This is a genomic window from Variovorax sp. DXTD-1, assembly GCF_003984625.1.
Taxonomy (GTDB): Bacteria; Pseudomonadota; Gammaproteobacteria; order Burkholderiales; family Burkholderiaceae_C; genus Variovorax.
Genome location: NZ_RWKH01000019.1, coordinates 68,973 through 88,432, shown reverse-complemented (window position 1 = coordinate 88,432; position 19,460 = coordinate 68,973). Strand labels below are relative to the sequence as shown.

Sequence of the window (19,460 nt, the reverse complement as noted above, 5' to 3'; positions counted from 1 at the left end):
TCTCGCTCGGCGATGCCATCATCGCTCCTTCAGTTGCCACAAACCGTCACCAAGCCTTTCGGGTGCGCGCGATGTACTGCTCATGCGAACCGGCCCGCGGCTTCCGATGAGCGGTGGCCATTTGCCAGTGTATCGGCGAGCGCTGCATCGCCGGCCACGCTCACCATTTGATCCGCACGCCCAGATTCGCCTGACGCTGTTCAAACTTGCTGCCGCCAACGCTCTTGTCATACGAGCCCACAAGAAAAAGATTGACCGACTTGTTCACCTCGGCCTCCACGCCGATTTCCAGAGTGGCTGTGCGGCCCAGGCCGTGGTTCGCAAAGCCCTGGGGTGCCGCGCTCGATCCCGCCGCGCCGACATACACGCTGTTGCGCTTCTCGCCCAGCGTGTCCTGCAGCCCGAGCGTCACCCATGGACGGATGCGTGCGCCGCCAGCGGCATCGAACACTTTCTCCGTGCGTACCGCAACGCGTGCCGTGCGAAGCACACTGTTCTCGATGGACACATGCTTGCCGCTGGCATCCTGCAGATGACTGCCGGCCATCCAGCTGACGCCCAGTTGCAGCTGCGGTTCCACCGTCCAGCCGTCACCGGGCTTGAAGCGGTGGCCCAGGCGGGCGTTCATGCTCACGCTCTCGCCGCGGATGGATTGCTCGAACCCATCCGCCGCAGTGATCTTGGTCCTTGTCGCGACCTGCCCCGTCGCCGTCACGTCGACGTACGTGCCGCCCCGCCAGGTCATGCTGCTGTACCCGCCGAAGGTCGGCGCATTGATGCTCACCCTGGCCTTCCCGGGAACTCGCAGCCCGGTCGAATTGGCACCGCTGGTCGAATAGTCACCTTCCTGGAAGCCGACGAAGACACCGCCGCGCCAAGTGCGGGTCGCGTGCTCCTCCAACAGCCAATCCACGCCCGCGTACAGGCCCCGGTTCTGGCCGCTGAACGCAAAGCCAGGATTGGCGCCCATCTTCATGTCGCTATAGGTGGTGGCCATCCAGAAGCCAGTGCACTCGCCGATCAGCTTCGAGCGAACCCGCTGGGGCGCTGTATCGTCCGCACCGCAGCGCGGCGTGTCGCCTCGGATGCCGGCCATGCGCTGGAACAACAGTCGGCTGCTGTCCTGGATGCCCGCGTACGCCATGCTCGGCAGCGCGGCATACGCGCCGATCTCCGGCAGCAGGGCGTCCGCGGCTGAATTGAGATACCAGCCATCGCCCTGCTTTCCGAACGTCCACGGGTGCACGCTGCCCGCGAAACGAAGCGTGCCGTCGCCGGCGGCCACAAAGCGGCCGTCGGTGGCGGCATCGTCGTTGGGACTGGATATCACCTGTATCGAGGATGGCAACTGCGCGGCCACGGTGCCGTCGCTCACGAAAGTCACCGCCGTGGTCCCCGCGACATCGCCTGCGATGTCCAGGCCGCCACTGGTGCCGCGGCCCGGCGATACCGCCACCTGCAACGCGCCGTTGCGCCCGGTGTAGCCGCCACTGATCGCGAGGCGGTTCGCTGCGGTGACCATCGTGCCGGCGTTCTCGACGCTTCCGCCGATGGCTGCCCCGGCGTTGGCGAGCAAGGTCGAGCTTGCGTCTATCGCCAGGACTCCGCCGCCCAGGCCGAGCCTGCGGCCCAGGCTCATGGCAGTGCCGTCTTGCAAGCTCACGCGCTCCCAGCCGTGAATGGGCAATGCGTCAGCATCCACTTTCAGCGCGCTGAAGCTGACCCGGTCGTCGCCGCCGTCGCCCCCGTCCAGGCCAGTCAGACCCGTGATATCACCGCCCACGAAACTCGCCATGTCGTTGCCGGCCCCAAAGGCGAGCGCGCCCATCACCGTGCCCATGGAGCTGAAGGTGTCATCGCCGGCGGTGCCGCCAAAACTGCCTCGGCGTGCATCGAGGGTGGCGCCCGCGCTGACCGTCGTGTGCTGGCTGGTCAGGGAAGTGCCGGCGGACAGGGCCAATGTGCCTTGGTCCACCAGTGTCGTGATGTAGGCCTGGTTCCCGTCCAGGGCCAACGTGCCGACGCCGCCTTTGCGCAGGGTCTCGAAGTTCGTCGTCGGCCCCAGGTTCGCTGTGCGATCGATCTGCGCGGACAGGGTGTCGACACCGGCGCCGCCGTCCACCGTGCCGATGGTCTGGGTCCCGTCGTGGATGCGCAGGGTGTCGTCGCCGTCGCCCAGCGCGAACACGCCGCCTGCCGTGTCGAGTTTGCCGGCGACGTCCAGCACGTCGTTGCCGGCGCCCAGGTCGCCCACGGCCAGCAAGGTGCCGCCTGCGCCAACCGTTACGGTGTTGGCGCCGGCGCTGCCGGTGATGGTTGTCGCGGTGCCGCCGATGGCTTGCAGCACGCCGTTGACGTTCAGCACCGTGTCGTCGGCCATCGTCACGGTCGGGCTCCCCAGTTGCCCCGCGATCGTCAAGGTCCCGCCGTTGAGAACGGTGCCCCCGGTGAAATCCTGCGCCCCCGTCAGCGTCGCCTCGCCCAGGTTGTCCTTGCGCAGGACCTCGAAATTGATCGTGCGGGCCGCGTCGAAGGTGAAGGCGCTGGTGGTGTCGAGCACCACCGTGTCGCCCGTGCCGTGGCCGCCACCGCTGATCGTGGCGGCCAGCACCGCTCCGTCCTGCAGGGTCAGCACGTCCTCGCCGCCGCACATGTCGATGGTTCCCGTGCCAGACACCGTGCCGCCCACGCGCATCGTGTCGTTGCTGTCGCCGCAACCATAGCTGCCGTCGACGTTCAAGGTCGCACCGGCGGCCACCAAGGTGTCGAGCGGGCTGCCGGGGATCGCCGTCACGCTGCCGGCCGGTCCGATGTTCAGGGTGCCGCCGAGCACCTTCACTTCCTGAAGGGCGGTGGTTGCGGGGCCGGTGATGTTGAGCACACCGGTGCCTGTCTTCGTCACGCCCTCGAAGTTCACCAGCGCCCCCAGATTGGCGGCCAGGTTGATGTCGTACACGCGCGTGTCCAGGCCGGCGCCACCGTCGACCGTGCCATTCACCACAGTGCCGTCGTGCACCACGAACTTGTCGTCTCCTGCACCCAACGCGAACAAGCCGCCGCCGGTATCGAGGGTGCCCGCGACATCCAGCACGTCGGCGCCGTCGCCCAGGTCGCCACGGGCCATTGCGGTCCCGGCGATGGTGATCGTGTTGGCGCCGGCACTGCCGGAAATGACGACGGGCGCACCGCCGCCCGCATCGAGCGTGCCATTGACGGTCATCGCCGTGTCGTCGCTCATCGCCAGCGTCGGCGTGGCCAGGGCACCGTCGACCACCAGCTCGCCGCCGGCGAGCGTGGTGCCGCCGCTGAAGCTCTGCGTGCCGGTCAGAGTCGCCTTGCCGGTGTTGGTCTTGACCAGGACTTCGAAGTTGGTGACGGTGCCGGCGCCGAAGGTCAACGCCCCGGCATTGTTGAGCACCACCGTGTCGCCGCCGCTGTGCGCACCGCCGTCCAGGGTGCCGCTGAAGCCGCTGAAGTCCGCCCCGTCGTTGAGGGTGACGACGTCATCGCCGTCGTTGAGTGCGATGACACCGGCGCCGCGGACCGCTCCCGCGATCGTCATCGTGTCATTGCCGCTCGAGCCGCTGTAGTTGCCAGCGACATTCAGGGCCGCGCCCCCGGCCACGGTCGTGGTGACCACACCGCTGACACTGCCGACGGCGCCAATGTCCAATGTTCCGCCGTCCACGTGCACCGTCGTGAAATCCGAGGGTGCGGGTCCCGTAACGGTCAGCGTGCCGGTGTTGGTCTTGCTCAGCGTTTCGAAGTTGGCGACGCCGCCCAGGGTGGCGTTGCCGGCAATGTCCGCGACCAGGGTGTCGGTGCCGGCCCCGCCGTCGATGGCCATGGACAGGCCGGACAGGTCAGCGCCGTCCCTCAGGGTCAGCGTATCGTCGCCATCGAGCATATCGAGCGTGCCGAGTCCGCTGACATCGCCTGCCACGGTGAAGCGGTCCGCGCCGGACGTGAAGCGCAGCGAGCCGTCCACGACCATTCGCGCGCCGCTGGCGACGGTCGCGTCCTGCACGCCGTTCAGGCTGCCGGCCATTCCGATGTTCAGGGTGCCGCCCTCCACGTTGACGGTAGTGAACGTCGAGGGCGCCGGGCCGGCGATGTTCAAGGTGCCGACGTTGGTCTTGGTCAGCGTCTCGAAGTCGACGGCGCCGCCGAGGGTGGCGCTGCCGACCAGGTCGGCCACAAAGACATCGGTGCCCGCGCCGCCGCTCACCGGCGTGCTCAAAGCGGTCAGATTCGCACCGTCCCGAATCGTGAACGTGTCGTTGCCGTCGCCCATGTCGAGCATTCCGCCGCCGGACACGGTGCCGGCCACCGACAGGGTATCGTCGCCGCTCGTGAACAGCAGGTTGCCATCCAGGTTCAGCGTGGCGCCGCCAGCCACGGTGGCGTGCTGCACCCCCCCGATCCCGCCAGCCGGGCCGATGTTCAAGGTACCGTCCAGCACATTCACCTCGGCAAAGTCCGACTGCGCGGGACCGTTGACGTTGAGCACGCCGCTGCCGGTCTTGGTCAGGACCTCGAAGTTCGTCAACGCCCCCAGGTCGGCGCTGGTGTTGATGTCGGGATTGAAGACATCCTGGCCCGCCCCGCCATCCACCGTGCCCCGCACCACCGTGCCGTCGTGGATGGTGAAGGTGTCGCTGCCAGCGCCGAGCGAAAGGACGCCGCCGGCCGTGTCCAGGGTGCCGGACACGTTCAGCACGTCGTCGCCGTCGCCCAGGTCGCCACTGGCGAGCAGCAGTCCGCCTTGGCGCACGTTGACGGTATTGGCGCCGCTGCTGCCGGTGATGACCGCCGCAGCGCCCGCCCCGGCCGACAGCAGGTTGTCGACATTGAGTACGGTGTCGTCGCCCATGGCGACGGCAGGCGTTTCGAGGGTGCCGGCCACAGTCAGGGTGCCGCCGTTGAGGAGGGTGCCGCCGCTGAAGCTGTGAGCGCCGGTCAGGATCGCCTCGCCGGTGTTGTCCTTGCGCAGCACTTCGAAGTTGGCGACCTTGCCCGCGTCGAGGGCCAGGGCGCCGGCATTGTTAAGCACCACCAGGTCCGAGCCCGCATCGCCGTCGATGGGGTTGGTCAGCCCAGCCAGGTTGGCGCCGTCGTTCAAGACCAGGGTGTCGTCGCCGCCGCACAGATTGACGCTGCCGCTGCCGCTGAGCGTGCCGGACACATTCAGGCTGTCGTCCCCGCCGCCGCAGCCGAACGCACCACCCACGTTCAGGGTCGCGCCGGTGGCCACGATGGCGTTCAACGCACTGCCCGCGGTCGCGACGACGCTGGCACCGGCGTGAACATCCAGCGCGCCTTGGAGCACCTGCACTTCCTGCAGCGCGGTGGCGCCCGGGCCGGTGATGTTGAGCACGCCGGTGCCGGTCTTGGTCACGCCCTCGAAGTTCACCAGCGCGCCCAGATCGGCGCTGGTGTTGATGGCGTAGGTACGGGTGTCCAGGCCCGCGCCGCCATCGATGGTGCCGTTCACCACGGTGCCATCGTGCACCACGAAGTTATCGTTGCCGTCGCCCAGCGCGAACACGCCGCCGCCGGTATCGAGGGTGCCGGCAACATCCAGCACGTCGTCACCGGCGCCCAGGTCGCCCGAGGCCCGCAGCGTGCCGCCGACGCCCACGGTCACTGTGTTGATGCCTGCGCTGCCGGTGATGACGGCAGCCGCCGCTCCACCCGCCTGCACCGTGCCGTCCACACGCAGTTCAGTGCCGTCGGCCAGGTTGATCGTGGGTGTTTCGAGCGCGCCGTCCACATCCAGCGTGCCACCGTTGATCACTGTGCCGCCGCTGAAGCTCTGGCTCCCGGTCAGAGTGGCCGTACCGGCGTTGTCCTTGCGCAGCAGTTCGAAGTTGGTGGTGTTGCCTGCATCGAAGGCGAGCGCGCCGGCAACGTCGAGCACCAGCGTGTCCGCGGTTCCGAGACCTGCGCTGATGGCATTGCCCAGAAGCGCGCCATCCCGCAGGGTCAAGGTATCGTCACCGCCGCACAGGTCGATGGTGCCGCTGCCCGATACGGTGCCTGCGACGGTCATCGTGTCGTTGCCGGCGCCGCAACCGTAGCTGCCGTCCACGTTCAGCGTCGCACCGCTTGCCACGATGGTGGTCAGCGCGCTTCCGGGCGCCGGCACCACATCGCCGGCGGCGGTCACGTTCAGGGTGCCTTGAGCCACCTGGACCGTGGTGAAGTCCGAGCTCAGGGGCCCGTTGATGTTCAGCACGCCGGTGCCGGTCTTGCTCAGGGTCTCGAAGCCCTGCACCGCACCCAGGTCGGCCACGGTGTCGATATGGGTGTCGAAGGTGTCGATGCCGGCGCCGGCCGACACGGTGCCCAGGATGCGCGTGTTCTCGTGGATCGTCAGCGTGTCGTTGCCGTCGCCCAGCGCAAACACGCCGGCGCCGGTGTCCAGCGTGCCGGCCACGTCCAGCACGTCGTTGCCCGCGCCCAGGTCGCCGTTGGCGAGCAGCGTGCCACCTGCGCCTACCGTGACTGTGTTGTCGCCGACGCTGCCGGTGATCACGGCGCTGGTGCCGCCGCCGCCCTGCAGCGAGCCTTCGACGTTGAGCGCGGTGTCATCGGTCATCGCCACGGTCGGGGTCTGGAAATTCCCGGCGAGGGTCAGGGCACCTTGGTTGATGGTGGTGCCTCCAGCGAAAGTCTGCGTACCGGTGATGGTCGCCAAGCCCGCATTGTTCTTTTCCAGGAACTCGAAGCCGGCGGTCTGGCCGCCATCGAATATCAGGTCGGAAGCGTTGTCCAACACCAGCCGGTCATTGCTGCCAGTGCCTGCGTCGACGCCGGCACCGATGATGAAGGCGCCGCTGTGCAAGGTCAGTTGGTCGTCGCCGGCCCCCAGCGCCAACGCTCCGGCGCCGGTATCCAGTTCTCCCGCAAGGGTGACGGCGTCCGCGCCATCGCCCAGGTTGCCGTTGCCGGACAGGCTGCCGCCAGCTGCCACGGAGATGGTATTGCTGCCGGCGCTGCCGGTGATGATCACCGGACCCATCGGACCGGCGTTGACGACGCCATCCACGTTGAGCGTGGTGTCGTCGGCCATGGTCAAGCCGGTCGTTGCCAGCGTGCCGTCCACGTCCAGCGTGCCGCCATCCAGGGTCGTGCCCGTGGCGAAGTCATGGTTGCCGGTCAAGGTCAGCACGCCGGTGTTCTGCTTGGTCAGGATGTCGAAAGTATCGATCTTGCCGCCATCCAGCGTGTAGCCCAGCGCGGTATTGACCACCAGGGTGTCGGTGCCGCTGCCGCCGGACGAACCCACGCCGCCGCCCAGCATCTGCGCGCCGTCGTTGAGCACCAGGGTGTCGTCACCGTCGCCCAGCTGCAGGGATCCGGCACCGGTGTTCAAGGTGCCGGTGAGGTTCACGGTGTCGTTGCCGCCGCCCAGGTTGCCGTTGGCCAGCAATGTGCCGCCGGTGTTGACGGTGACCGTCTGCGCCCCCGCATCGCCGGTGAGCGCGCTCGGCACGCCGCCGGTGGCCTGTACCAATCCGTTGATGGTGAGCGCGGAGGCGCCGGTCATGCCGACCGTTGGCGTCGCCAGGCCACCGTTCACCTGAAGCGTGCCTGCGCTGATGGTGGTCGCGCCGATGCTGTTGTTGGCCGAAGTCAGCACGCTGGTGCCGGTGCCGATCTGCGCCAACGTGCCCGGGCCGCTCAGGGTGCCGTTGAAGGTGAAGGTGTCGCTGCGGTTGAGCGACAGCGTCGAGGTTGGGGAATCGACGATGACATTGCCGGCACCCGCGTTGCCGGTGGTGCCGCCATTGCCGATCACCAGATTGCCGTTGTTGATGACGGTATTGCCGGTATAGGTGTTGTTGCCGGTCAGGATCCAGGTACCGCTGTCGTTCTTGGCCAGCGTGGTCTTGCCGGTGCCGTTGTCCCCGATGGCGCCGCCCATGATGTTTGCGCCCGTATTGGTGCCGCCCAGTGCGATGGTGCGCGCGGTGTTGGCTCCGGTGAGGGTCACCGCACCGGTGTTGGTGAACTGCAGCGCGCCGGTGCCGGAAGACTCGATGAAGGTGACACCGGTATCGAGGGTGAACTGGCGGTCGGTGGTGCTGCCGGCGCCGGTGTAGCGCAGCGTGGAACCGTTGCCGATCACCAGGTTGGCCGCCGCGTTGGACGATGCGCCGATGCTGCTGGCCTGCCCGCCGTTGGCCAGCTGGTCCACGCTGAGCACGCCGCCGTTGATCCGCGTGACGCCCGTATAGGTGCTGTTGGCGTTGGTCAGGCGCCAGGTGCCGGTGCCGGTCTTGGTCAGGGAAGTGACGCCGGCGCCGTTGTTGTCCAACTGCGCGGCGAGGAGGTTGTAGCCGGTGTTGGTGCCGGTCAGGGTGAGCGTGCGTGCGGTGTTGGCGCCGGCCAAAGTAACCGGGGCGCTGGAAGCGAACTCGATGATGCCGGCGCCGGACGCATCGAGCGTGCCGCCATTGGTGCCGAGGGTGAACTGTCGGTCGGTACTGTCGCCTCCCCCGGTGTAGCGCAGGGTGCCGCCGTTGAGCACCAGGTTTGCCGGGGCCGCGCTGGAAGCGCCCATCGCGCTGTTGACACCGCCGTTAGGCAGGCAGCCCACCGCCAGCACGCCGGCATTGATCGTCGTCGTACCGCTATAGCTGCTGTTGCAGCCGGACAGCGTCTGGGTGCCGCCACCATTCTTGATCAGGTTGCCGGTACCGCTGATCGCACCCGCGTACGTCTGACCGAGGCCATCCCTGATCGTCAGCGTGCCCGTGCCCAACGTGATGTTCCCGCCCGCGGCGCCGCCGCCGATAAGAGCGCCCGCGTTGGCATTGAAATTGTTCAGGTCCAGCAATGCGCCGGCGGTGTTGTCCAACCAGAAGGAGTTGGTGGTGCCGAAGGCTGTGTTCGAACCTGCGCGCAGCGTGCCGCCTCTGACTCGGGTGTTGTTGGTGTATGTGTTGTTGCCGGACAGCACCAGCGTGCCCGCGTTGTCCTTGTACAGCTCACCCCCACCGATGACCTGGCCGCTGAAGCCCAGCGTCGTGCCGCTGACCACATCGATGACGCCATAGCCCGCAAGATTGAACCCGCGATCGATGCTGACGGTGCCGCCGGTATAGTTCAAATTGCCGTTGGTGAACGTCAGATTGGCCGATGCGTTGCTGGACGCACCAATGCCGCTGGCCGCGCCGCCGTTGGCCAGGCAGTCGACGGTCAGGGTCGCGCCCTGCAGGTTGGTGACCCCGGTATAGGTGTTGTTGCAGCCATTGAAAGTCTGGTTGCCGCCGTCGGTGCGCCAGACACCGCCGGTGCCGCTGATCACGCCCGAATAGTTGCCATTACCGCTGGCGATGCGCAAGGTGGCCGAACCCAGGGTGACGTTGCCGCCGTTGGCGCCGCCGCCGTTGAGCGGGCCGATGCTGTTGCTGAAGTTGTTGAGATCCAGGGTGACGCCGGCGGCATTGGCCAGCGTCATGACGCCGGCGCCGCTCAGGGCGCCAAACGCCTGGGTCGAGCCGGCACGCAATACGCCGGCGTTGACCGTGTTGCCACCGGTATAGGTGTTGGTGCCGGAGAGCACCAGCGTGCCGGCGCCGTTCTTGGTCAGCCTACGGTTCCCCCCCGCCTGCTGCACGACGGCGCCGCTGACGGTCAAGGTGGTCGCCGCGTTGTTTACGTCGACAGTGCCGTTGCCCGCGCCCAAGGTGAAGCCGCGGTTGGTGCTGGTGGTGGTGCCGGTGTACTGCAGGCCCCCGCCGTCGAGCACCAGGTTGGCGGACGCCGCGGACGCCGCACCAATGCCGCTGACCTGGCCGCCATTGGCCAGCGTGTCCACCGACAGCAGGCCGCCGGTTACGGTCGTCATGCCGGTGTAGTCATTGCCGTCGTTGGACAAGGTCAGCGTGCCGGCGCCGCTCTTGGTGAAGTTGGCGCCGTCGCTGCTGGTGACCAGTCCGCTGAAGCTCAGATTGGCCGCGGCGTTGCTCACTTCGATCCCACTGCCGAGGATCGCGCCGGACTTGGCGAAGGTGAAGCCGCGGTCACTGCTGGTGCTGGCGCCGGTGTAGCGCAAGGTGCTGCCTTCCAGCAGCAGGTTGGATGAAGCTGCGGACGAGGCGCCGATACTGCTGGCCACGCCACCGTTGCCGATGTTGTTTACCGACAATATGCCCTGCGCCACGGTAGTGCCGCCGGTGTAACTGTTGGCGGCATTGATCAGCGTGACCAGGCCCGTGCCGGCTTTGACGAAGCCCATTCCGACGCCGTTGTCGACGATCTGGGAAGCAATGGTGAAGTTGCCGGTGCTGTTTTGCTGGATGCCTAGCGCGCCGCCATTGGCGCCGGTCAGTATGCCGCCGGTGATCACTTGGTTGGTGTTCAGCACCGTGGGCGCCACGATGATGGTGCCGTCCACGCCCAGGGTCTGGCCCGGGTTCACGGTTACGGTGGTCGACACCGGCCGGGTATAACGCAAACCACCCAACTGAACGCTGCCGCTCACAGTGCCGAAGAAACCAGCGGCATCGGTGATGAATTCGTTGTTGAGCCAGTTCGCCGCGTTGTCCTTGTTGGTGTAATCGGCAGCGGTGAAGGCCGTGATATTGCCGCCCACCACCTTGGCGTAGTCCGTGCCGTTGACCGTGGCCCAGCCGCCCAGCACGGTGCTGGCGGTGGTGATGTTGCCGCTGGTCGGCAGATTGAAGTTCATCAACCCGCCAGTGCGGCTGATGGTGCCCAGGTTCACTGTCGTGCTGCCGCCGCTGCCGGAAGTGGCGCCGATGATGTTGTTGCCGGCGCTAATGTTCAGACCATTGAAGGTCTGAGTATTGCTCTCGCCCGCCGCGCCGATCACGTTGAGCGTGCCGCCGCTCATGTTGAGCGTGGAGGCGCTGGCGATGATGTTGCTGGCAGGACCACCGGCGGGGCTGAAATTCAGGCTGAGCGTGCCGCCGCCAATGGTGGTGGCGCCGGTATAGGTGTTGGCGCCGGTCAGGGTCTGGGTGCTGGCGCCCAGCTTGGTCAGGCCGCCGCTGCCGGCGATGGTGCCGGCGTAGCTTGCCGTGGTGCCGGTAGGCGCTTCCAGGGTCAGCGTGGCGCTGCCCAGGTTCACGGTGCCGCCGGTGCCGGACAGCGTGCTGAACGTCCGACTGAAACCATTGAGATCCAGGGTGCCGCCATTGACCTGGGCGACGGTGGAAGCGCCGAATGCACCGGCGGTGCCCGCGCGCAGTACGCCGCTGTTGACGATGGTGCTGCCGGTATAGGTATTGGCGCCGGTCAATGTCCAGGTGGAATTGCCCGCACTGCGCAAATTGCCCGCGCCGGAAATCACGCCGGAGATGATGTTGTCCGCGCCGGTAAAGCTGCCGCCGAGGGTCGCGGTGCCACCGATGGCCAGCGTCCCGCCCAGCGCCAGTGCCCCCGTGCCATTGCTGTTGAGCGCGCCGTTGGAGACGGTCCAGTTCTTGTTGGTCGACTCGCCGGCGCCGAGATAAGAGAGGTTGCCACCGTTGATGAAAATCGAACCGGTTCCCAAGGATCCGGCAACGCCAACATTGGCGATCAGCGATGCCTCGACTGTGCCGGCGCCGCCGATATTCGCCTGGCCCGAAAACGTGTTGGCGGTGCCCAGCCGGATCGTACGCCCACCGCCGGCAGTGAACACGGCGGAGCGGCCGGAGTTGCTGCTGATCACGCCCAGCAGATCCATGTCCGCCGAATTGGCGCTGAACCCGAAGGGTTGCGAGCCACCCGTGGCGGAAATGGCGCCAGTCAACGTCAGCCTACCGCTGCCGCTGTTATGTAGGTAGGCGCCACCGGCATAGTTGCCCGGGCGGAGATTCCAGTTGCGGTTGGAACTGTGCCCGGTGCCGGTGTAATGAAGCGCCGACGCCCCCAGGGCTTGGCCGCCACCTGGCCCGAGCAGGATGGTTCCGTTGGCCACGGTGGTGGGCGCGCCGAGCGCACTCGCCACGCCCAGGTCCGCGATCGAACTGAAGAAATAGGAATCGCCCCCCCAACCCGGCAAGGTCGTGAATTGGGTTTGTCCCTGATAGTTGTTGGCATTGTTGGTCAGCGCTATGCCATCGCCGACGTTCATGCCGCCGGCGCCGGTATAGAACACACTGCCGAGACCGCTGCCGCGGATATTGCCCATGCCACTCACCAGATTGACGGTGCGGCTTGCCGAGATCGTGCCGCTGGTGGAGAGTGTTTGCCCGCCGCCCAGATTGATCTGGTTGCCGAGACTGCCCAGCGCGGCGTCGCCGACCGTGCCGATGGCAAGGCCACCTCCGGTGGCATTGATGGCCCCGGTGAAGCTGTTGGCCGCATTCAACGTCAGTGAGCCGCCGTTGATGGCGATACCGCTGCCGAAACTGTTGCTCCCATCGAGTGTCAGCGCGCCAGCGCCGGCCTTTATCAGCCCGCTGGCGCTGTTGATCACCGAACTGATCGTGACGGTGCCGGCGTTGGTGATCGTGGGATTCACGCCACCCAGGGCCAGGCTGCTCCCGGTGAGTACCCAGCCGTTCATGTTCACGAAGTTGAGGCTATGGACGGTGATCGGCTGGGCCAGCGTGACAGTGCCGGGAGTGGTGCCGAAGATGGCGTCATCCAGCGCGGCATTGTTCCAGGCGCTGTAGGGACCGCTGACGCCGTCGTTGTTCGGGCTCCAGACCGAGCTGGTGGCATCCCAGGTGCCAGTCCCGCCGGCGCCGACACCCGTGCCATTCACGTCCCAGTACCGGTCGGCGGCGCTCGCGAACGCAGGCAGCGCCATCAAGGCCGCCAGCATGACCGGCCGCAACGGCCCAGGCGGGATTGGGCGGAGGACGCCGACGGCACCGGGCGCGAGCCGACCTATGGCAATTCGGCGATCAACACGCCCCCCCTCCTTGCCGCGGCCGCTCGCCCGCTCGGATGCCACGACCCACGATTGCAATGCCCGAGACCAGATGATGCGAAAAATGCGGTTCATGCGCCCGTCCTTTCGCACTCGCTCAAATACGTGAAAGCCAGGCGCCAGGGCGTCGCGCTCAGCGTCTCAGCCTGGTGGTTAACATCCATTCCGTAAGCCATCGCGCAAGCCTCCTAAGTCCCGTATATTTACAAATGGTACGGGTTGTAACGATCACTGTCTCCCCCCCCGGCCATCGATCTTTGGTGAATTTTGTTAAATATGTCGAAGTCTTTAGTTATTAGTTAACGTTTTGCAAGCAACCGTCGAGCCAAAACTGGCAGGTCGCCGCTTGCGACTGGAGCCGACGACGGGCTCAAACGGAGTCGGCTCCATCTGTTGAGCACATTCGATTCACAATCAAACCTGCGTCGGACAAGTTTGTTACTACCTATTTCGTATGAAATCACAAGGTGCCGAGACTTCAGGCTCATTTGTCGTGTGGCTTACAGGCCTTTCGGGAGCGGGAAAGTCGACGCTGGCACACGAATTGAGAGCGCGCCTCTTGACCTCCGGCAAGCCGTCCGTCGTGCTGGATGGAGACAGGGTCCGATCAGGCCTGTGTAGCGATCTCGGCTTTGAGCCGCAAGATCGCAGAGAAAATGTCCGGCGGGTCGCAGAACTCGCCAAGCTCATTCTCGAGTCCGGCCAAATTGCGATCGTGGCATTGATTTCGCCCACCCGCGATGACCGTCAGTGGGCAAGGAGGATCATCGGCGCGCCACACTTCGTTGAAGTCTATTGCCAGTGTCCACTTGAGATCTGTGAGAGTCGAGACGTCAAAGGCCTGTATCGACTGGCAAGGAGCGGGGGCATCGGCCAGTTCACCGGTATATCCGCGCCGTACGAGCCGCCATTGGAACCTGAAGTCGTCTTGAATACCGGAGTCAGCGGCATTTCCGAGTGCGCGGGCAAGCTGCTTACGTTTATTCGAACTCGCTACGGTTAGGCGCTCGACTGAGTGCAGGTGCCAGTACCGGCCACGAAATCGTGAAATGATGAGACACAAGGGTCGGCCGTGATTCCTGAAAATTACTAGGATCGCATCGCATCCAGGTCGTCGTCTGGCAACGCAATCTCGATCAAGGCCGCATGCAGACTCTCCAGAACGAGAAAGAAGAGCGCCCCAAAATGAAGCCGGAACGACGCTCTGCAGCGCCGTCAAACGTGGTCGCCCCCGATGCGGAGAAAACCCTGCGGGAGAAAACGAGCGACTGCGCGCGGAGGTCGCATACCTAAAAAAATTGCAGGCCTTGATCCGGTCGAAGAGGTCAGCTGCGCCGACAAAGCGCTCCCCCGACAACGGAGGAAGGTGCCAACTCCGACAAGTTGGATATAGCCCGCCGCACGCGGGCTTTTTCTTTGGCTTGAGTGCTCCCCAATAAGCTCCCCAAAACGCACAAAGAAAAAAGCCGGTTAGCAAACGCTAACCGGCTTTTTTCTTACTGTCGTGGTCGGTGTGAAAGGATTCGAACCTTCGACCCCTTGCACCCCATGCAAGTGCGCTACCAGGCTGCGCCACACACCGAAGCTCTCGATTATAGCCGGCTGAAATCACCGTCCGAGGGTCAGCAGCTCACGAATTTCAAAGAGTTCGCGTCGCAGGTGCAGCAACTGCGACGGATCAACCGTGCGAGTGGCGCTTTCGGATGCGGGTTCGTCCTCGTGAACGGCCGCATCGAACTCTTCCTGATCGATCTCGACGGCCTCCATGCCCTCGAGCGGCACCATGCCTGCCTTGCGGCGGTCGCGCTCGCCTTGCACCAGCTCTTGCAGCTTGTTGCGCGCACCGCTGATGGTGAAGCCTTGGTCGTAGAGCAGATCGCGGATGCGGCGGATCATGAGCACCTCATGGTGCTGGTAGTAGCGCCGGTTGCCGCGCCGCTTCATGGGGCGCAGTTGCGTGAACTCCTGCTCCCAGTAGCGCAGCACGTGCGGCTTGACGCCGCAAAGTTCGCCTACCTCACCAATGGTGAAGTAGCGTTTGACGGGAATGGGCGGGAGCGCTTTCTCCATTATTTCCATTGAAATCAAGACCGTGCGCGGGAAATCTTAGAGATTACTCTACGCACCCGCGCAGCACCAAGCACTATTCGGCGCCCAGGCTCCACTCGACTTCGGAAGTGCCGCTCTGCTCGATGCTTCCGTGAATCTGTTCCTTCAACTTGGCGCTTGCGTGGAAGGTGGCCACGCGACGCTCGCCGATCGGAATGGCTTCGCCGGTGCGCGGGTTGCGGCCCGGCCGAGGCGCCTTCACGCGGATCTGGAAGTTGCCGAAGCCGGAGATCTTCACGTCCGTGCCTTCGATCAGGCTGTTGGCGATGAGGTCGAAAAACGCCTCGACCATGTCCTTGGATTCGCGCTTGTTCAGGCCGATCTGCTCGAACAGCAGGTCGGCCAGGTGCGCCTTCGTGAGTGCGGGTGTTTCGAGGGCTTCGAGCGTGAATTCCGCAGCGTTCATTCTCATCAACCCCTCAGGCGTGCGCCGAGCTTGGCGCTCAATTGTTCGACGATGCCGCGCACGGCCGGCTCCACCTGCTCGTCCGTCAGCGTGGCGCTGTCGTCCTGGAAGCTCAGGCGCACCGCCATGCTCTTCTCCCCTTGCGCCAAGCCGCCCGATGCCGGCACGGCACCGTCGCGCGCGGGTTGCGGGCGATAGATGTCGAACAGCGTGGCGTCCCGCAGCAGCCCCTGTGCCGCCGCAGCCGAATGGATGGTCTGCATCAACGCATTGTGCGTGACGGCCTCGGCCGCCACCACGGCGATGTCGCGCTCGACGGCCTGGTGCTTGGGCACAGGCTTTGCCACGGGCACGGGGCGCGCGGCAACGGCATCGAGGTCAAGCTCGAAAACCACCGGGGCCAGCGCAAAGTCCCACTTCTGGCGCCAGCGCGGATGCAGTTCGCCGACAAAGCCGATGGCCTTGCCGTCGATCAGCACGCGCGCGGAACGGCCAGGGTGCAGGGCCGGATGCTCGGCCGCCTCGAAGCTCGGCACCAGCGGCGCGAGCAATGCTTCGACATCGCCCTTGGCGTCGTAGAAGTCGACCCGGTGCGGCTTGCCGTCCCAGCGTGCTTCTTCGGCATCGCCCCAGGCAAGGCCGGCCACCCGCATCGGCTGGTGTACGCCGCGCACCGTGCTGTCGGTGGTGGCCACGCTGTCGTCGCGCATGAACACGCGGCCCAGTTCGAACACGCGCACGCGCGGCGCCTTGCGGTCGAGATTGAACTTGAGCACCTGCAGCAGCGAGCCGATCAAGGACGAGCGCATCACGCTCATCTGGCTGGCAATGGGGTTCAGCAGCTTTACCGGATTGGCGTTGCCCGCCAGGTCCTGCTCCCAGTGCGCCTCGACAAAGCTGAAGTTGATGGTTTCCTGGTAGCCGAGCGCCGCCAGGCTGCGGCGCACCGCGAAACGGCTGCGCCGGGCTTCAGGCCGCACGCGCGCCGTGATGGGCGCCAGCGGCGCGGTGGTCGGCAGGTTGTTGAACCCGATGAGGCGCGCAACCTCTTCGATCAAGTCTTCCTCGATCAGCAGGTCGAAGCGGTGTGGCGGCGGGGTCACGGTCAACGTTCCCTCGCCTTCGCTGAGCGCAAAGCCGAGGCGGCGCAGCGCGTCGGCGCATTGCGCCTGCGAGAGCGGCATGCCGATGACGCGCGCTGCGCGTGCCACGCGCAGCGTGACGGGCATGGCCTCGGGCACGTTCAGGATCTTGTCGTCCATGGCGCCGGCCTGGCCGCCGCAGATCTCGATGATGAGCTGCGTGATGCGCTCGATGATCTCGACCGTGCGGCTCGGGTCGACACCGCGCTCGTAGCGGTGCCCCGCGTCGGTCGAAAAGTTGAAGCGGCGCGAGCGGCCCTGAACGGCTTCGGGCCACCAGAAGGCGGCTTCGACGTAGATGTTGCGGGTGTCGTCGGACACCGAGGTTGCGTCGCCGCCCATGATGCCGGCAAGCGACTCGACGGCCTCGTTGTCGGCAATCACGCCGACCTTTTCGTCGACGCTGATCGTGTTGCCGTTCAGCAGCTTGAGCTGTTCGCCCGCCTTGCCCCAGCGCACCGTGAGGCCGCCGTGGATCTTGTCGAGGTCGAAGATGTGGCTGGGCTGGCCGTATTCGAACATGACGTAGTTCGAGATGTCGACCAGCGGTGTCACGCTGCGTTGGCCGCAGCGCGCTAGGCGCTCGACCATCCACGCCGGCGTGGCGACCTTGGTGTTCACGCCGCGCACAATGCGGCCCGAAAAACGGCCGCAGAGTTCGGGCGCTTCCACCTTCACCGGCAACACGTCGGCAAACGATGCGGCCACGGACTGGATGGCCGGCGTCTTGAGCGGCGCGCCGGTGAGCGCTGCGAGTTCGCGCGCGACACCGTAGACGCTCAGGCCGTGGGCAAGGTTGGGCGTGAGCTTGAGGGTGAGCAGCGCGTCGTCGAGCTTGAGCACGTCGCGCACATCGGCGCCAATGGGTGCATCGGCGTCGAGCTCGAGCAGACCGCCGTGGTCTTCGCTCAGCTTCAGCTCTCGCGCCGAGCACAGCATGCCTTGGCTCTCGACACCGCGCAGCTTGCCGAGCTTGATGAGAAAGGGCTTGCCGTCTTCACCGGGCGGCAGTTCGGCGCCGACCAGCGCGCAAGGCACCTTGATGCCGACACGCGCATTGGGTGCGCCGCACACGATGTTGAGCAAGGCGCCCTGCCCCGCGTCCACCTGGCACACACGCAGGCGGTCGGCATTGGGGTGCTGCACGGCTTCCTTGATTTCGCCGACCACGATGCGGCTGAAGGGCGGCGCGACGGGGCGGCGCTCTTCGACCTCGAAGCCGCCCATGGTGAGCGTTTCGGCCAGTTCGGCGCTGCCGAGGGGCGGATTGCAGAACTCGCGCAGCCAGGATTCGGGGAATTGCATCTCTTCGATCTCGTATTCGGTTTTTTCTATGAATGGGTGCTTACTGGAACTGCGAGAGAAAGCGCAAGTCGCCGTCGAAGAACAGCCGCAAATCGTTCACGCCGTAGCGCAGCATCGTGAGCCGGTCGGGCCCCATGCCAAAGGCAAAGCCGATGTAGCGCTCGGGGTCGAGCCCCATGTTGCGCACCACGTTCGGATGCACCTGGCCCGAACCCGCGACTTCGAGCCAGCGGCCGGCCAGCGGGCCGCTCGCAAACTGGATGTCGATCTCGGCGCTGGGCTCGGTGAACGGGAAGAAGCTCGGCCGAAAGCGCAGCACGAGGTCGTCGCTCTCGAAGAAGGTACGGCAGAAGTCCGTGAAGACGACCTTCAGGTCCTTGAAGCTCACGTTCTCGCCAAGCCACAGGCCTTCGCATTGGTGGAACATGGGCGAGTGGGTGGCATCGCTGTCGACACGGTAGGTGCGGCCCGGCGCAATCACGCGGATCTCGGGAGCCTTGACCACGCCGGTGGTGTCTGCGGCTGCGGCCGCAAACTCGGCAACGTACTTCTTGATGTGCTGATGCGCATAGCGCACCTGCATCGGGCTGGTGTGCGGACGCAGGTTGTAGGGAATGCCGTCGTCGCCGTTCAGGTCGACATAGAAGGTGTCCTGCATCGAACGCGCCGGGTGGTTCGGCGGGTTGTTGAGCGAGGTGAAACTGTGCCAGTCGCTTTCGATTTCGGGGCCGTCGGCCACGTCGAAACCCATGCTCGAGAAGATCTCCTCGATGCGCTCCAGGGTGCGGCTCACCGGATGCAATCCGCCCGGAATGCGGCGGCGGCCGGGCAGGCTCACATCGAGCGCCTCGGCGCGCAACTGCAGCGAGAGCTCTTCGTCGGCCAGCTGTTGGCGCCGCTCGGTGAGCAACGACTCGATGGCCTGCTTGGCCACGTTGATTGCGGCGCCGCGCGACTTCTTCTCGTCGACGCTGAGCGTGGCCATGCCCTTCATCAGCTCGGTGACGCGGCCCGACTTGCCGAGGAACTGCGCCTTGGCGTTCTCGAGCTCGGCGGGCGTTTTCGCCTCGGCGAAGGCAACGCGTGCGGTGTCGACCAGGGAGTCCAACTCGTTCATAGCAGCAAAAATTAGGCGGGGAAATAAAAAAAAGAGCTGGAGCCTTTTCAAGCGCCAGCCCTTGTGTCGTGAGCGCAGGAAACTGCCTGAAGGCAGCACCCCTGCTGTACAGGATCAAGCAGCCAGCTTGGCCTTGACCTGCTCCACGATGCCGGCAAAAGCGGCCTTGTCGTGCACTGCGATGTCCGCAAGCATCTTGCGGTCGATCTCGATTCCGGCCTTGCGGATGCCGTTTGCGAACTGGCTGTAGGTCAGGCCCAGTTCACGCGAGGCGGCGTTGATACGCGCGATCCACAGTTGACGGAACACGCGCTTCTTGGTGCGGCGGTCACGGTAGGCATATTGCCCAGCCTTCATTACCGCCTGTTTGGCGATGCGGAAGACATTGCCGCGGCGACCGCGGAAACCCTTGGCGAGTGCGAGAACTTTCTTGTGGCGGGCGCGAGCCGTTACACCACGTTTGACGCGAGGCATGTGTGTACT

At 65.6% G+C, this 19,460-nt stretch carries 7 protein-coding genes, 1 tRNA gene and 1 pseudogene; 1 reads left to right on the top strand and 8 read right to left on the bottom strand.

The features are described 5' to 3' along the window. Positions 1–160: 160 nt before the first annotated feature. Together EJI00_RS18270 and EJI00_RS25605 are read right to left on the bottom strand one after the other, a co-directional pair. Positions 161–12,790 (bottom strand): autotransporter-associated beta strand repeat-containing protein, encoded by a 12,630-nt coding sequence (locus EJI00_RS18270; protein ID WP_260590772.1) that lies wholly within the window; start codon positions 12,788–12,790, stop codon positions 161–163. A gap of 69 nt (positions 12,791–12,859) precedes the next feature. Beyond that, positions 12,860–12,973: pseudogene (locus EJI00_RS25605) on the bottom strand (ESPR domain-containing protein); the annotation flags it as partial. Between the two features lie 379 nt (positions 12,974–13,352). Here EJI00_RS25605 and cysC point away from each other — a divergent pair. Then, positions 13,353–13,901 carry an adenylyl-sulfate kinase gene (gene cysC / locus EJI00_RS18265; RefSeq protein WP_126748907.1) on the top strand — a complete coding sequence of 183 codons (549 nt, stop codon included), beginning with the start codon at positions 13,353–13,355 and terminating at the stop codon, positions 13,899–13,901. 502 nt (positions 13,902–14,403) lie between these two features. Here the strand turns inward: cysC and EJI00_RS18260 are convergent. The 6 genes from EJI00_RS18260 to rplT form a co-directional block, all read right to left on the bottom strand. After that, a tRNA-Pro gene (locus EJI00_RS18260) sits at positions 14,404–14,480 on the bottom strand. Positions 14,481–14,506: 26 nt separating this feature from the next. Then, positions 14,507–14,968, bottom strand: a complete 462-nt coding sequence (locus EJI00_RS18255) for a MerR family transcriptional regulator (protein WP_126748906.1) — start codon at positions 14,966–14,968, stop codon at positions 14,507–14,509. 73 nt (positions 14,969–15,041) lie between these two features. Then, entirely contained in the window at positions 15,042–15,413 is a 372-nt protein-coding gene (locus EJI00_RS18250) for an integration host factor subunit alpha (protein WP_012747012.1), read from the bottom strand. A gap of 5 nt (positions 15,414–15,418) precedes the next feature. Next, the gene (gene pheT, locus EJI00_RS18245) at positions 15,419–17,860 is read right to left on the bottom strand and encodes a phenylalanine--tRNA ligase subunit beta (protein WP_126748905.1); all 2,442 of its coding nucleotides are present in this window, start codon (positions 17,858–17,860) and stop codon (positions 15,419–15,421) included. 40 nt (positions 17,861–17,900) lie between these two features. Beyond that, positions 17,901–18,977, bottom strand: a complete 1,077-nt coding sequence (gene pheS, locus EJI00_RS18240; RefSeq protein ID WP_126748904.1) for a phenylalanine--tRNA ligase subunit alpha — start codon at positions 18,975–18,977, stop codon at positions 17,901–17,903. 114 nt (positions 18,978–19,091) lie between these two features. After that, positions 19,092–19,451 (bottom strand): 50S ribosomal protein L20, encoded by a 360-nt coding sequence (gene rplT / locus EJI00_RS18235; protein ID WP_012747009.1) that lies wholly within the window; start codon positions 19,449–19,451, stop codon positions 19,092–19,094. Between the last annotated feature and the right edge of the window lie 9 nt (positions 19,452–19,460).

Bases quoted from the DNA above. Each gene is read 5' to 3' on its own strand.
- EJI00_RS18270 (WP_260590772.1), bottom strand. From the start codon at position 12,790: ATGCTGGCGGCCTTGATGGCGCTGCCTGCGTTCGCGAGCGCCGCCGAC.
- cysC (WP_126748907.1), top strand. From the start codon at position 13,353: ATGAAATCACAAGGTGCCGAGACTTCAGGCTCATTTGTCGTGTGGCTT.
- EJI00_RS18255 (WP_126748906.1), bottom strand. From the start codon at position 14,968: ATGGAGAAAGCGCTCCCGCCCATTCCCGTCAAACGCTACTTCACCATT.
- EJI00_RS18250 (WP_012747012.1), bottom strand. From the start codon at position 15,413: ATGAACGCTGCGGAATTCACGCTCGAAGCCCTCGAAACACCCGCACTC.
- pheT (WP_126748905.1), bottom strand. From the start codon at position 17,860: ATGCAATTCCCCGAATCCTGGCTGCGCGAGTTCTGCAATCCGCCCCTC.
- pheS (WP_126748904.1), bottom strand. From the start codon at position 18,977: ATGAACGAGTTGGACTCCCTGGTCGACACCGCACGCGTTGCCTTCGCC.
- rplT (WP_012747009.1), bottom strand. From the start codon at position 19,451: ATGCCTCGCGTCAAACGTGGTGTAACGGCTCGCGCCCGCCACAAGAAA.